This is a genomic window from Granulosicoccus antarcticus IMCC3135 (assembly GCF_002215215.1).
Taxonomy (GTDB): Bacteria; Pseudomonadota; Gammaproteobacteria; order Granulosicoccales; family Granulosicoccaceae; genus Granulosicoccus; species Granulosicoccus antarcticus.
Genome location: NZ_CP018632.1, coordinates 7,769,694 through 7,783,862 on the forward strand (window position 1 = coordinate 7,769,694; position 14,169 = coordinate 7,783,862).

At 50.1% G+C, this 14,169-nt stretch carries 13 protein-coding genes; 1 reads left to right on the top strand and 12 read right to left on the bottom strand.

All coding sequences use genetic code 11. The annotated features are described in order from the left end of the window. The first annotated feature begins 63 nt into the window (after nucleotides 1-63). Nucleotides 64-393 (top strand): heme-degrading protein HmuQ, encoded by a 330-nt coding sequence (hmuQ, locus tag IMCC3135_RS33765; protein ID WP_088921594.1) that lies wholly within the window; start codon nucleotides 64-66, stop codon nucleotides 391-393. Between the two features lie 68 nt (nucleotides 394-461). Here the strand turns inward: hmuQ and hemP are convergent, their stop codons facing one another. The 12 genes from hemP to rpmH form a co-directional block, all read right to left on the bottom strand. Beyond that, complete coding sequence (gene hemP / locus IMCC3135_RS33770; protein ID WP_236994718.1) at nucleotides 462-665, bottom strand: hemin uptake protein HemP; 204 nt, start codon at nucleotides 663-665, stop codon at nucleotides 462-464. A 184-nt stretch (nucleotides 666-849) separates the two neighbouring features. Further along, nucleotides 850-1,629, bottom strand: a complete 780-nt coding sequence (locus tag IMCC3135_RS33775; RefSeq protein WP_088921596.1) for a heme ABC transporter ATP-binding protein — start codon at nucleotides 1,627-1,629, stop codon at nucleotides 850-852. Beyond that, on the bottom strand, nucleotides 1,626-2,693 hold the full coding sequence (locus IMCC3135_RS33780; RefSeq protein WP_088921597.1) for a FecCD family ABC transporter permease: 1,068 nt from the start codon (nucleotides 2,691-2,693) through the stop codon (nucleotides 1,626-1,628). Before IMCC3135_RS33780 ends, IMCC3135_RS33775 begins: the two co-directional genes overlap by 4 nt. Then, on the bottom strand, nucleotides 2,686-3,579 hold the full coding sequence (locus IMCC3135_RS33785) for a heme/hemin ABC transporter substrate-binding protein (protein ID WP_157736519.1): 894 nt from the start codon (nucleotides 3,577-3,579) through the stop codon (nucleotides 2,686-2,688). Before IMCC3135_RS33785 ends, IMCC3135_RS33780 begins: the two co-directional genes overlap by 8 nt. 479 nt (nucleotides 3,580-4,058) lie before the next feature. After that, entirely contained in the window at nucleotides 4,059-5,318 is a 1,260-nt protein-coding gene (locus IMCC3135_RS33790) for an HmuY family protein (protein WP_088921599.1), read from the bottom strand. Between the two features lie 41 nt (nucleotides 5,319-5,359). Beyond that, nucleotides 5,360-7,369: a TonB-dependent receptor plug domain-containing protein gene (locus IMCC3135_RS33795; protein WP_157736520.1), complete on the bottom strand. Its 2,010-nt coding sequence runs from the start codon at nucleotides 7,367-7,369 to the stop codon at nucleotides 5,360-5,362. Nucleotides 7,370-7,655: 286 nt separating this feature from the next. Next, complete coding sequence (locus IMCC3135_RS33800) at nucleotides 7,656-9,344, bottom strand: sensor domain-containing diguanylate cyclase (RefSeq protein ID WP_088921601.1); 1,689 nt, start codon at nucleotides 9,342-9,344, stop codon at nucleotides 7,656-7,658. Nucleotides 9,345-9,507: 163 nt separating this feature from the next. After that, nucleotides 9,508-10,848 (bottom strand): tRNA uridine-5-carboxymethylaminomethyl(34) synthesis GTPase MnmE, encoded by a 1,341-nt coding sequence (mnmE, locus tag IMCC3135_RS33805; RefSeq protein ID WP_088921602.1) that lies wholly within the window; start codon nucleotides 10,846-10,848, stop codon nucleotides 9,508-9,510. A 40-nt stretch (nucleotides 10,849-10,888) separates the two neighbouring features. Then, nucleotides 10,889-12,685: a membrane protein insertase YidC gene (yidC, locus tag IMCC3135_RS33810; protein ID WP_088921603.1), complete on the bottom strand. Its 1,797-nt coding sequence runs from the start codon at nucleotides 12,683-12,685 to the stop codon at nucleotides 10,889-10,891. Then, complete coding sequence (gene yidD, locus IMCC3135_RS33815; protein WP_088921604.1) at nucleotides 12,685-12,966, bottom strand: membrane protein insertion efficiency factor YidD; 282 nt, start codon at nucleotides 12,964-12,966, stop codon at nucleotides 12,685-12,687. The genes yidC and yidD overlap by 1 nt, the downstream gene beginning before the upstream one ends. Further along, the gene (gene rnpA, locus IMCC3135_RS33820) at nucleotides 12,966-13,445 is read right to left on the bottom strand and encodes a ribonuclease P protein component (RefSeq protein ID WP_157736521.1); all 480 of its coding nucleotides are present in this window, start codon (nucleotides 13,443-13,445) and stop codon (nucleotides 12,966-12,968) included. Before rnpA ends, yidD begins: the two co-directional genes overlap by 1 nt. 11 nt (nucleotides 13,446-13,456) lie before the next feature. Then, nucleotides 13,457-13,591, bottom strand: a complete 135-nt coding sequence (gene rpmH, locus IMCC3135_RS33825; protein ID WP_088921606.1) for a 50S ribosomal protein L34 — start codon at nucleotides 13,589-13,591, stop codon at nucleotides 13,457-13,459. Between the last annotated feature and the right edge of the window lie 578 nt (nucleotides 13,592-14,169).

The window sequence follows — 14,169 nt, forward strand, 5'->3', positions numbered from 1 at the left end:
TAATGATAATCATTAGCATTTGAGTGTCACAGTGCTGATACCACCTAATAGAGACTCATCATCATGTTCATAGCCATGAATCGGTTCAAGATTCGTCCCGGTAGTGAAAAAGCCTTTGAAGCCATTTGGGAATCTCGGGATTCTCACCTGAATGAAGTTCCGGGGTTTAAGGAGTTTCATTTGTTGCGCGGCCCCGAAGCTGAAGACTACACACTCTATTCCTCACACACCGTCTGGCGTTCGAAGGAAAGTTTCGATGCCTGGACACATTCCGAGGCATTCAAAAAAGCTCATAAAGGTGCTGGTAGCCATGGAGATGTCTATTTAGAGCATCCGCAGTTTGAGGGATTTGAAGTCGTGCAGGCATCAAGCCGCGCTGAAAGCACGGCTTAGCTAAAGAATCGTGGAATCGACTTGGAGCAATGTAGCTCCGAGCCGATGAAAAAGCTCTGAATTTCAGCCTATTTGGTCAAGATGAGCTTTTCATTACGCGTGATACGCAATACGTATTCCGCTCCCTGATGCTTGATTCGCAAAGTACGCCTCCCACCTAACAAGTCGACAGCCTTGATACTGTCGTTGACAGACAGGCTCTGCCCGTCGCCAGGCTCCTCGATTGCGGGAACGATTTGACCGACGCTGGATCTGGATAGTTTGCTGATCACATTAACTCTCATCGCTTCTGGACTTGCTAAGATCCTCTGGTTTCACACAAGGCTGAAAACAGATTGCGAAGCCCACTCCGGGAAAACTGCCTGATGGCTCTGGATTCATCTTACTACAAACAATAATGATTCTCATTAAGATTTGATGGCAAAATACCCGTCTTCACGTTTCAATACATCACACTCAGCCCGTTACAACCATCAATCTCTCCGAGCGATGCGGATGAGCCAGTACGCTGGCTTCCACATCAAACACGGATCTGAGGTGGGCAGCGGTCAGAATGTCTTCAGGCAGACCAATTGCCTCTAAACAGCCATCCTTGAGCAAGGCAATTCGATCAGCGTAGAGTGCTGCCAGATTCAAATCATGCAGTATGGCCAGCACCCCGATACGTAACGTTCTCGCCAGCTGCCTGGCAAGCGTCAACACCAGATGTTGGTGAGTGATGTCCAGAGCCGCCGTAGGTTCATCGAGCAGTAGATAACAATCTGTTGGAGGTGTCCTGCCAATCTGCGCCAGCACACGTGCCAGATGCACTCGTTGACGCTCCCCGCCTGACAGATCCATATAATGTTGATTGGCCAGTAAATCTACGCCGACAATTTGCATGGCCCATGCAACAAGCTCTTGATTGAAACTCTCACTACAGCCGCGATGCGGACTACGTCCCATCATCACAACATCACTCACCCTGAAGTTGAAGGCCAGCATGCTTTCTTGCGGTAGAACCGCACGATGCAAGGCAAGCGTACCGACATCCATATCTCGAATATCGGTATTTCCAATCAGAACTCGTCCCTCATGGCACTGTAACTCACCCGTCAACAACTTCAATACCGACGACTTGCCTGCCCCATTGGGCCCCAGTACAGCCAGAACCTCACCTGGATGCAGAGTCAGAGAAACCTTGTTCACACGTGGTATCACCCGGCCCCGAAGAAACATCTGCTCAGCATTGATCATGCTGCCACACTGCCTTGATTGCGAAACCTGATTAAAAGCCAGAGAAAAAATGGCCCACCGACCAGTGCCGTAACAATTCCGATTGGCAGCTCACTGGGCGCAACCACAGTGCGGGCAAATAAATCTGCCAGCAACAACAGGATCGCTCCTGCCAGAGCCGAGGCTGGCAGAAGCTGGCGATGATCAGGCCCAACGAGCAGGCGTATCAGATGAGGCGTCACCAAGCCTAGAAAACCGATAATACCCGATACGGATACCGCAGCTCCGACACCAAGGGCAACCAGCACTATCAGACGGCGCTTTACTCTTTCCAGATCAAAACCCAGATGCATCGCTTCGGACTCCCCCAACAATATGGCATTGAGCGCACGCGCCTGAGTCGGAATCAACATGATGGACAACAGCATGAGAACGGCAGCCACACCCAGCTTGGACCATGTCGCTCCACCAAGGCTACCCATCGTCCAGAAAGTCAATGTACGTAATTGAAAATCATCTGACAAGTAAGTCAGCAAGCCGGTGCCTGCACCACTTAGTGCACCTATCGCAATGCCTGCCAATAGCAAGGTTGCAACAGGCACACCTCTTTCAGATTGGGCCAATCGATAAACAATCAACGTTGTTACTACACCGCCTATAAAGGCTGCCAATGGCAACAAATAGAGGCCCAGCAATTGCGCCAGTGGTTGGAGAATGCCCTGACTCAGCACAATGACGGACACTGCGCCCAATGCCGCCCCACTGGAAACTCCCACCAGCGCAGGATCCGCGAGCGGGTTGCGAAACAAACCCTGCAGAGCTGCACCACAGACGGCAAGGCTGCCACCTACCAGCAATCCCATCAAGACTCTTGGCAGTCGAATATTTTGTACAACCGCTGCTTCGGTTGATGTGAATTCCATATCAAGCGGCAGTCCGGCGCCACTGAGCAAGACCCCTACAACCTTGTGCATGGGTACAGGCACTGCACCGACCGCCAGCGCAAGCACCACCACTACCAGCAATGTCAGTACCAGTACCGGTAGCAGTAGTCGATGCAACAAGGTGCCTGAATGACTACTCATTCTGTTGCTGAAAATCTGCTTCGAATAGTTTATGCGCCAGCAGCTCCATAGCCTCGACTGTGCGAGGTCCAAAGCCCAGAAACTGTAGAGCATCCATGACAATGATACGGAGATTCTCGCCAGCAGGAGTCAATGCAACCCCTGGTAAAGCTAACGTCGCATTGACGATATCAGCAGTATCATTATCGTCACCATGATTAACCACAATCAGGAATTCAGGTGCTGCCTCAATCAATGCTTCAGCATTAACGGGTTTATATCCCTGGTAGTCGCCCAGAGCGTTGCGAGCTCCTGACAGAGTGATCATCGCGTGCGCGGAAGTATCATTGCCCGCCGCCATGGATGAACCCACATCGGTTCCCAGCAAAAACGCCACACCAGGGGACTGGCGTCCGGCGATACTGGCCTGAAGTTTCGCAGCGTCAGATTTCATGGTTGTAATCAGTTTGTTTGCCGCATCCATCTTACCGAGCAGATTCCCAACACCTTCGATTCGGGCATAGACACCTTCCAGTGAGTAATCACGTGGAAATGACTCCATTCTCAAACCAGAGTCTTGCAGCTGTTGCAAGACTTCAGGTGGACCCGCATCTGCGGTGAGCAACACGACATCAGGGGCCAATGCCAGAATACCTTCTGCTGACAGTGCTCTTTGATACCCGACTTGCGCAATTTCCAAAGCTTCTACCGGCCATTGACTAGTGGTATCCACACCGACCAGCCTCTCTTCAAGATTCAACGCATAGATTATTTCTGTCAATGAGCCAGCCGCAGAAACGATTCGCTGCGGTTGCTCTGCATGACTAATCGACAGCGTTCCAAAAAAGATAAAAAAGCACGGGGTCAGAACAACGCGCGTTGCGTGGAAAACTCTCTTGTAAGTCATTATTTTGGCCTTGCCACGGTTGAATCCATGAACTGTTTGTTGCGCCGCCTCGAAGCTGCCACGCACAAGCATCTATGCAAGACAGCACGGCACCACCTTTGAATACCTCGCAAACTCTGAAAACAATACAATTCTGTCACGGCACTCTGAATTGACATATTCAAACGACTATCCGCTTTATTCACTGTCGAAAATACGGTCGGTGAAGCTAACTCGTCTTCAATGAACATCAGATTGCTCATAACTGGAATAGACAAACTGTCATGCTCACAACCTGATCGTCCCAGGTAAAGAAAAAAATCATCGTCCAGGACAGCGAACGTTGAATCGCTCACCGCCGATTCAACGTTCGTATTGAACGCAACATGCCTCCCGGTAGAGTCAGAGCAGATATTATCCACTCCCGACATGCAGGTTTGTGCCTCTGTATGCTCTGATTCCAGGTAGCTCATGATATTTCTCCCCATTGCCTGTAGAGATCAATCCATAGGAGCATAGCGAAACGTCAACGCACCACTCGTGCCTGCCGCATCGTAGTAACTGAGAATCTGGAGCTTGTACTTTGTCTCTCCGGTATCAACACCGTATACACGGTAATTAGGCCAGATGCGGTTATTTCCTTCCAGGCTATAGGCATACCAACTACTTTCCTCAAAGACACCACCAGACTCATCCGTAAACCAGGTTGGCACTGCAGATGCTGTGTCAAACTCTTCCTGTGCGACTGTTGTTAATGGTCCAAAAACAGCACCCTCTATTCCAGCACCCCGTATATCACCACCATTGACCCAGGCATTCCAGCTTCGTCCGCCACCTGTCACCTCGAACTGTATGTCCCAGGTATCTGCAGAATCTTCACAAGCAACTTGCATGAGTTGATCAAAATCATAGCAAACTGAACCATCATCACTACCAATAACAGCTGTCCAAACCACCGGCGCTGCACTGAATGTACTCTCGCCTTGTGCCTGAACGAACATCTCCACACTGATTTGTTTCTCTGCCATCACAATGTCAGTCACATGCAACTTCGCATAACTTTCACCTGATGAGCTTCTTACTATGTACCAGGCTTCGGTGTTCGCATTGACACTGTGAACGGATGGGTCATACAACCACCAATTAGCTGACTGGTCCAGACCATCACTGCCTAATGCAGCTGTGTGACTATCTGAAGAGAATGCAAGCGTACTACTATCTACAGCTCTCTCCAATGCCGATATTTCTGATTCTGCTGAAGCTGCCGTGAATACAGTCACGTCAGGCTCACCCTGATCATCATAAAAACCCAATTGCGCATCAATTACAGCGGCTTCAGATGTACCTGGCCCCGAGGCTCCTCCATTGACTTTGACACCGACACGCTTGAATGCCATATGCCATTGCGTTGAATGCTCGGCTTCCTCGTCACTGAGCTCCATAACCTGAGCAGTATCAAGATTGAAATAGGTCCATTTGTTCGCAGGATCATCAGGATCCGTTCCATAACCACCGGCAGTCGCATCGATGTCAATAGTTCTGATCTCTGACTGTACTGGCAAATCACCGCCTTCATCAGTCGTATCGTTTCCACTCACGTCTTCATCAGCAGGAACGTTTCCTCCAACACCCGCACCCGCACCTTCATCGGCTGCAGGCGTATCGGTATTGTCATTACTGTCTGAACTACAACCTCCCAGAAGAGTCAGGCTGAGTGTCAACGCCGTGATCAGCGAATAGCGGTTGTATTTGTAATTCATGAGTGAAGTCCGTTGAGAGTTAAAACGAGATAGCTGAAAAACTAATGCTTGTAGCGCAGACCGGCATAAACAAAGCGCCCCTCCTTGGGCCGCAAATCACTACCACCCGATGAGGGCTCCAGATGTTCATCAAGCAGGTTTTCGATACCTGCAAACCAAGTCAGGTGCTTCCCTGCTGGTTGGGTATATTTGATATCCACCACGGTATACGCAGGTGATCTGGTTTCATTTTCCTGATCGACAAATTGTTCGCTTTGCCAACCTGCCTTTAAATTCAACGACGAGCCAAGGTCACTGAATTTTCTCTCGACACCCAGGTTTATCTGATGCTCGGGGCGCTGAGTCAGAGACAGACCCGTTTCAAGATCTTCAGCATCAAGTAGCGTATAGGCTGCATCAAGTTTCCATTGCTCACCCAGCTTGTGTACAACACTCACATCAAAACCCTGTGTGCGTGCGGATGAAATATTGTCGTATCGATATACCTGCAATTGCTGACTATCACTGGATTCAGCATCAAGGCTGGTGGATATCAGATCCTCGAAACGATTGTGGAAGAGCGCTATCTCTGCTCGCGTGGATTCGTTCAGAGACATCTCGAAACTTGCTTGAATGCTCTCTGAGCTTTCGGGTTTCAAAGACGTATTACCAAGAACAACATAGCCATTAGAGCTATGATCAAACAAGTAGAACCGCTCTTTCAGATTAGGTACTCTGTAGCCACTACCAATTCCAAACCGTACTCGTGGATTGAGTTTCGGAGCAAAGACCGGTGTATACAGAACGTTGATCTTGGGAGCCAGATGGCTTCCAAAATCACTATCATTCTGATATCGCAAGCCAGGCACCAACTCCCACCGATCCCCAACGAATATATCGTTCTGGAAAAACAATTCGATATTGTCCTGTTCGGCACCGGGCGTTATTTCATCGATCTGTATGATTTCACTAGCAGCTGAACGCTCCTGTCGTTGCTCAAGTTGTCTCTTGATACCAACAGCACCCATCGTCAACATCTGACTCTCTGATATTGGCCAGTCAAATTGCAATTCTGCCTGGAGAGTATCAATCTCGGCGATGCGTCGTTGATCAACGACAGGCGTGAGGACAACATCCTGCTCGGTAATATCCGAGAATTTTTCACTCAGAATAAAACCCTTCAGATTTTTGCCCTCACCAAATTGATGCTCCCATGACAAAGTCTGATTGAATCGAGTTGCCTGCTCGATATCCAGCTTCTCGATATCACCTTGTCCCGGAGCAAAGGTACTGAAGTTACGGTCCGTATCTTCGTCATACCAGGATGTGCTGTATGTGAAGGTGCTCCTGTCAGTTGGCAGGTATGATATTTCGGCAACAACGTTCAGTTTGCTGCCACGGCCACCATCAAAAGAGTAGGTATCCGGATCAAGATCGTAGCCGTCGGAATCACGTATATCGGCCATAAGGGAGGCTTTGTAATGGCTCCCAACTCTGCTTGCAGAGGCATTCACATGCCGCCGGCCCAATACGCCATCACCTTCCAGTTTTTTGTCACCAAAAGAACCGGTATCAATCTGCAGCTCGTAACTGGCAGGCCCTTGAGGCTCACGAGTGATGACATTCACCACTCCCCCCATCGCGGAACTCCCATAAAGCGCAGACAATGCGCCTTTGACGATTTCGATACGCTCAACGTCTGCAGTTGCAATTTGAGTCAGATCGACGGTTGAACCGGTTGAAGCACTTATCGGGCGACCATTGAGCAGTACCAGTACTCGGTCAGAATTCAAACCTTGTATCCAAACTTCAGTGCCGTTCTTGCCATGAATGTCTTTCAGCAATACGCCAGGATGAAGGCGTAGCGCTTCAGACAGATCACGCGCATGGGACTGCTCGATACTCTCTCGGCTGATTACTTCCGTGCGTACGGGCACGTCCAGAAGCTTACGCTCTGTACGAGTGCCCGTTATAACCAGGGTATCCAATACCATGTCATCGGTATTGGCATACGAGGTGGGAAACGCCAGTGACAGACCAAGCAGTGGCATCCCGAACCACAGCTTGTGCATGTGAAAATCCGAGTGTATTTGCTGGCTTGCTGGTATGAAAAAACCGGCTGGCTGACATTCGGCTGCGCGCCCCACTCAGAAGGTGGAACACCAGCGCTAGTTGATGAATGAGATATTAATACAAATGAGAATCATTAGCAACAACTAAGACGAGTATAGCAACAATTCATTCTGAATCATTCTGTGAGCAAAGGGCGACATGCAAACAGTACTCAGAGCTTGTAAAATCAGCTATCCATTTCAATCGCCCATACCACGCGCTACTTTTGAACTAGTGCATGAAACCTCAGGAAGCCTTGCGCAACTGCTTGTCTTCATACATTCGCGCGTCCGCCTCTATCAAAAGAGTGTCAAGCTTGCAGCTTCTGTCATTGGCGGCACTCAGTCCGATACTGCAGCCAACGTTGTGAGCGCCAGAGGGCAGGAAGAATGCTTCAGAAAACATCTTGTTAAGGCGTTCTATTATATCGTGTACATTCCTTGCATCCGCTCCCAGAGCCACGATGACAAATTCATCGCCACCCCAGCGAATCAATGCCGAATTACCACCAATAATTTCCTTGAGTCGCTTGGCAACCGCTACCAGTATCTGATCTCCCACATCGTGGCCAAACTGATCATTGATCGCCTTAAAGCCGTTCAAATCCAGAAACAGTATTGCGCGATCCTTGATTTTTGATCGCTTCTGATCCAGCAGTTCGATGAGCTCATTGCCTCTCATCCTATTAAAAAGCCCGGTCAACTCGTCGTGATGAGCTCGATACAAAAGCTGTTGCTCAGCGTGCGCCCGTCGGTTGATATCTTCAAGTAGATCCTTCGCCAGTTTGTCGATACTACGCGATGTCATACCGATTTCATCCACCGACGAATCACCAATGGCAGAATGCAGATCACCACTGGCAATTCGATCTGCAGCTTTTGAAAGCCTCTGCATGCGTTGTCCCAACGGTCGCAAAAACAGTATCCAGCCAAGTACAACGCCCATCATCAGCGCAATTGTTGCTATCAATACGATTCTCTGGACCTCAGCAACGGGTTGGAATGCTTCAACGGCATCAATTTTCACCACTAAGCCCCAGCCAGTCTCTGGCAGCGTTTCAATGGCCAGTATGGAATCGATCGAACGGTAATCCGGTGAGTGCACAAGCTGACCTCCAGGAGACTCCAGCGACCAGTTGATAGGCAAGTTCTTGGATTTGGGCACGATTTTATTGAAAGCTGCTTTTCGTTTGAAACGCAACAAGGTAATAAACTCCGCATCACCATCTACAGTGGGCTGTGCAATATGCGCCTCACTGGTTTCGCCAAAGCCCTCGTGCGCAACGACCAGGCCAACGATCGGCTCAAGACGCATCTCTACCTGCAAGACTCCAATAATTTCACGCCTCAGATCATAGACCGGAGACACCATGCCCATCCTATGCTCACCACTATTCGCTCTGAATGCGTTACCAAAAAGTGTTTTCTGCTGAGCAATGGCCTTCGCAACAATAGCCCGATCATAGGGCTCCCAGGCAAAGCCAGCAGTCGAACCTAACACTTTGCCTTGCATATCCGAGAGCTTCAGTTCAACTACTTCGGAACCAACCGAACGCGCCTTTTCGTCGAGCCCGTCTACTAGCTGTTGTAACGGCTTATCGCTGAGCGGATCAATAGTGTCAAACCCGTTATATCGATCAATAGTGATGCCAGATACTGATGGATCACGTTGTGCCTTGTCTATTCTGGAAACCAGAGCAACAACATCCCTACCGGCAACCAGGGACTCAACATCACTTTTGTAGTTCGCCAAAGCCTCGGTGATACGCGCAGCCTCAAGCCGACGAGTATTCATCAGATCAGCTTCGATTCTTTGTGAAAGTCGCAGATTGATCGTATACAAACAGGCAGTACCGGCAACCACAACAGGGATGAGCACCACCAACAGCCAGATGGCCAGTTTGCTTTGCAATCCTAGTCTTGGGGCATCGGTCATTTTGGATTTTGTGAGCAGGGTTGGTATATCAAGACTATGGACGTTTAATACCACCTACTATCGGCTTTCCTGGCTCTTGGCTTTAGGCTTTAAGCTCTACCCTCATTCGTCGCGATCTCTAATCCATGAATAATCAGCTTTCAAATGGTATCTAATGAAATATCTATTTGCCGATGCAGAAATCTGAAAATATTCGCCCCAGTAAATCCTCGCTGTCAAAGACTCCGCTTATCTGATCCAGTGAGCGCTGCGCCAGTCGTAGCTCTTCAGCAGCAAGCTCCGGCATGCTTGATTCACGCAAGCGATACAGAGCAGCATCGGTAGCTTCACGAGCATGATAGAGAGCATCCAGATGACGACGGCGTGCACTGTAAACACCTTCAACTGCGCTGTCGTGACCGGCCAGTGATAACAAATAGGCTTTTAGTGCATCCAGCCCGTCACCTACCTTGGCAGAAATGCAAAAGCTTGCGTCGAATTGCTGCGTCAGCGAAGCAAGCGTTGTCTCATCTACCTGATCGCTCTTGTTGATAATCACAGTGCGCCTGACCGACTCGGGGAGTTCGATATCCGGTAGTGCTGGCCGTGTTGCATCGATAATCACCAATACGTGATCGGCGTTGTCCATTTGAGCCCGAGCGCGCCTGATGCCTTCAAGCTCTACTTGATCGTCGGTTGCTCTCAGACCCGCGGTGTCCACCACATGCAAGGGCACACCATCAATATTGATCTCCTCTCGCAATACATCTCGAGTCGTTCCTTCAATATCGGTAACAATGGCGGTATCGGCACCAGCCAGTGCATTCAAAAGACTGGACTTTCCTGCATTGGTCACGCCAGCAATGACAATCGTCAATCCATCACGCAAGCGTTGACCTTGTTCGGCACGTGCCAGCAAATTATCAAACTCGCTGACAAGATTCACGGCTCGCTGTTGCAGAGCGGGTTCGGCCAGAAAGTCGATATCTTCTTCGCTGAAGTCCAGCGCTGCTTCCAGCCAGACGCGCACGGCAATCAGCTCTTCCTGAATTGCACCAACGTGTGCGGAGAACTCACCACTCATCGAGCGCACGGCAGCTTTCGCCGCCGCAACACTGCTGCTGTCTATCAGGTCGCTGATAGCCTCGGCTTGCGCCAAGTCGAGTTTGTCGTTGAGAAAGGCTCTTTCTGAAAATTCGCCAGGCCGGGCGATTCGTGCGCCCAACTGCAGAACTCGCTGCATGACCATATCCAGTACCACCGGGCCACCATGACCTTGCAGTTCCAGCACATGCTCACCGGTAAATGAATGCGGTGCTTCGAAGAGCAGCGCTATCCCACGATCAAGTACCGAACTGTCATCGGCAATAAAAGGGAGATAGCAGGCTTCGCGCACTGGCAAAGCCTGCTGACAAATAGCCTGGGCTATCTGCGGGGCCAATGGCCCACTGATCCTGATAATGCCGATACCAGCGCGCCCTGCGCCACTGGCAACGGCCGTTATGGTATCGCCACTATCATTCACGAGATAAAACGACCTTCATGGTTAACTGAACGAAGACGACCTACTTTTCGTCCTTGCCTAAATCAACACCAGCGTCCTTGTCACCATCAACATCCAACTGCTTGACGTCTTCATCGTTGGCAGCGGCTTTGTCGCCCTTGCCACCCTTCTTACCCTTGCCGCCCTTGTTGTTCTTCTCACCCAGTACATGTCGAGTAATGTAGTACTGCTGGGAAATGGACAGACTGTTATTGACTACCCAATAGAGCACGAGACCCGCTGGGAAGAAGGCAAAGAAGACACCGAAAATCAATGGCAAGAACTGGAACACCTTGGCCTGGATCGGATCAACCGGAGCAGGATTCAGCTTTTGCTGGAAATACATAGTCGTCGCCATGATGACCGGCAATATGTATAACGGATCGCGCAGTGACAGATCCTGTATCCAGAGCATGAATGGCGCCTGGCGCAATTCCACACTCTCCAGCAATGTCCAGTACAAGGCAATGAAAACCGGAATCTGGATCACCATGGGCAAACAGCCGCCTAATGGATTGACCTTTTCCTTCTTGTACAACTCCATGGTGGCCTGACCCATCTTGGTCCGGTCATCGCCATGGCGTTCTTTCAAGGAGGCCAGTTTAGGTTGTAACAACTTCATTCTGGCCATCGAGCGATAGCTGGCTTCGGACAGTTTGTAGAACACTGCCTTGATGATGAAGGTGGTGAAAATGATCGCCCAACCCCAGTTACCAATCAGCCCATGAATGGTCTTGAGTAGCCAGAACAGAGGATCTGCAATGATCGTCAACCAACCAAAATCAACCGTCAGTTCCAAGTGTGGAGCGGCGGCGGCCAGCTTGTCCTGAACCTTGGGACCGATGAAAGCCTTGGAGCTGAATGTGCCTTGCCCACCTGCTGGAATGACCTGACTGCCGGAAACCATACCGATGAGGTAGTGGTTCTCTTGTGGCAGATAGCGACTGTAGGCCGTATTTTGCTCACCGACTGTGGGGATCCAGGCAGTTGCGAAATAATGCTGAATCATGGCGACCCAACCGTCGGTCACGGAAACACTCAGATTTTCATCTTCCATGTCACCGAACTTGATCTTGGTGTAAAGATCTTCTTCATTACTGACGACAGCCCCTATATAGGTATTGACGAATTGTTGCTTCTCGTCCTTGGTACCCGGCTTTCGCTTCAGCTGTCGATACTGGTTGACGGTCCAATCTGCACCGGAACCATTATCAATCACGTATTCCACACCGACTTCATAGAGGCCACGAGTGAAGGTCAGGGTTTTGGTAACGGTTATGCCATTGCCGGACTCCCAGACAAATGGCACAGTTATCGTGTCTTGACCATCTGCCAGCGCGTAACTGGACTCAGTCGTACTCATCAGTTCACGATGCGTCGGCGCAGGCTCATTGGCCTTGCCCTGTAAACCGGACTCGGCTACCAGATAGTGCAGCGGATCGTCGCTCATCAGCTGGAAGGCTGACTCTGGTAAATCGACGGATATTGGATAATCCTTCAATTCAACACCGGAGATGGTGGCACCCAATGCACTGATCTTGACGTCTAATACGTCAGTAGATACAGAGACAACGGGGATATCGGCAGCAGCAGTAGCTGCGGTTTGCGTCGCCGGCGCACCTGCAACCGCACCCGGCATGTCAGCAGCGTTGTTGGCGGAATCGCCTGTCGGCGTCCCCGTCACAGGCGTTGCTCCAGGAACAGCAGTGGAGGTTTGCACCACAGGTGCCGGCGAGTGGTAATCCTGCATCCACGTCTGATAGATAATCAGACTTAGAAAACCGAATGCGAGGTACAACAGCAGTCGTTGGGTTTCCATTAACTCTTAGATTGGTCGAATGAGGGAGAATTGGTGTGCGCGGTGCAAATACTCTCACCGTGCTCCATGGGCTGATTCTTGGGTTGCGGCACCGGATCGAAACCACCCGGATGAAATGGATGGCAACGACAAACTCGCAGCAGAGCCATCCGGCCGCCCTGTAGTGTACCGTGAGTTTCGATTGCTTCCGCAGCGTATTGCGAGCAACTAGGCACAAATCGACATCGAGGCGGCAATAAGGGGCTCACCCAGCGTCGATAAAAGGCGATGAGCCGAAGCATCAGCTAGCTTTTTTTGATTCTGTAAGGGCGCGCGACTGCGGTTGTTTTCGCAAGCCAGCTCTCATTTTCAGAAACAGGGCATCAATGGACGCGCGCAAATCAGCTGTAGAAGCCTTTGTTGCAGCATCTCGGTTCATAACCACCATTTCCAGCCCTGCCAGTGTCGACTGCTGATAGCGAAACGCTTCTCGCGCTACTCGCTTGATCTTGTTCCGATCAACTGCTCGCTTGGCTCTTTTCTTGGCAATAGCCAAGCCTAATCTGGGTGAACGCAAATCATCACGTCGAACCAGGATAGTCCAGTAGTTGTCGGAGTAGCGTTTGTTCTGCTTGAAAACCTCACTGTAGTCTCCGGCCGTCAGCAGTCTGGCTGATCGAGTGAAGCTATAGTTGGTAGCAGATTGGGAGGCCTCAACATCAGCCTCCCGATCGTTCGACAGTGAAGAGCCGCAAACTGACAGTTCGTCAGGGTGCGGCACTAACAGCCGCCTCAAGCGCTAAGGCGAGCCCTGCCCTTACGACGACGTGATGCAAGCACAGCTCGGCCACCGCGTGTAGCTTTACGTGCGCGGAAACCATGGGTGCGAGCACGTTTGATCCGGCTCGGTTGAAACGTTCTTTTCATGACGACTATACTCAATAGCAGCCACATGGCTGCGCGTGACGTTAACGAACCCCCGATAATAATGCGTCATGCTCACTGGGTCAAGGCAAGTGGCGCAAAAAATTCCACAATATTCCTTGAATGATCACGAATACTCATAAACCAGGTGCTACGGAGGGTGGGATAAGAAGTGTTTAGCGGTAGAACCGATCAATAAGAGCAACATTTTCAATGATGAATCTTGTAAATGTGATGTGAACCTTGTTTTATATCGATTCTTGAAATTATTCGGACTCGTTCTGGTCATGGATGTTATTCCAAGCAGGCACTTATTGAGTTGATCATTTTCAACCAAACACACGCAGGTGTATTTGTCATATATAGAGTCTTTCTGGCAAGGGACTCATGGCTTTCGATCTTCGTATCAAAAGGGGTCGATACTCAAGGTCGGGGCATTACCGAGTATCAAAGGTGTTTGTGATAGTCAGCGTGTTGTGCTTTTTATTGGCTACAGTAAAGGGGTCCTTCCTGCCGATAGTTCTGAATAGGGTTTGTGCTCTTCGCACTGTCGGGCTGAATTTGGCAGTGACGGAGTTTCT

Coding starts and splice junctions, on each gene's coding strand:
- hmuQ (WP_088921594.1), top strand. CDS start 64: ATGTTCATAGCCATGAATCGGTTCAAGATTCGTCCCGGTAGTGAAAAA.
- IMCC3135_RS33775 (WP_088921596.1), bottom strand. CDS start 1,629: ATGATCAATGCTGAGCAGATGTTTCTTCGGGGCCGGGTGATACCACGT.
- IMCC3135_RS33780 (WP_088921597.1), bottom strand. CDS start 2,693: ATGAGTAGTCATTCAGGCACCTTGTTGCATCGACTACTGCTACCGGTA.
- IMCC3135_RS33785 (WP_157736519.1), bottom strand. CDS start 3,579: ATGACTTACAAGAGAGTTTTCCACGCAACGCGCGTTGTTCTGACCCCG.
- IMCC3135_RS33790 (WP_088921599.1), bottom strand. CDS start 5,318: ATGAATTACAAATACAACCGCTATTCGCTGATCACGGCGTTGACACTC.
- IMCC3135_RS33795 (WP_157736520.1), bottom strand. CDS start 7,369: ATGCACAAGCTGTGGTTCGGGATGCCACTGCTTGGTCTGTCACTGGCG.
- IMCC3135_RS33800 (WP_088921601.1), bottom strand. CDS start 9,344: ATGACCGATGCCCCAAGACTAGGATTGCAAAGCAAACTGGCCATCTGG.
- yidC (WP_088921603.1), bottom strand. CDS start 12,685: ATGGAAACCCAACGACTGCTGTTGTACCTCGCATTCGGTTTTCTAAGT.
- yidD (WP_088921604.1), bottom strand. CDS start 12,966: ATGCTTCGGCTCATCGCCTTTTATCGACGCTGGGTGAGCCCCTTATTG.
- rpmH (WP_088921606.1), bottom strand. CDS start 13,591: ATGAAAAGAACGTTTCAACCGAGCCGGATCAAACGTGCTCGCACCCAT.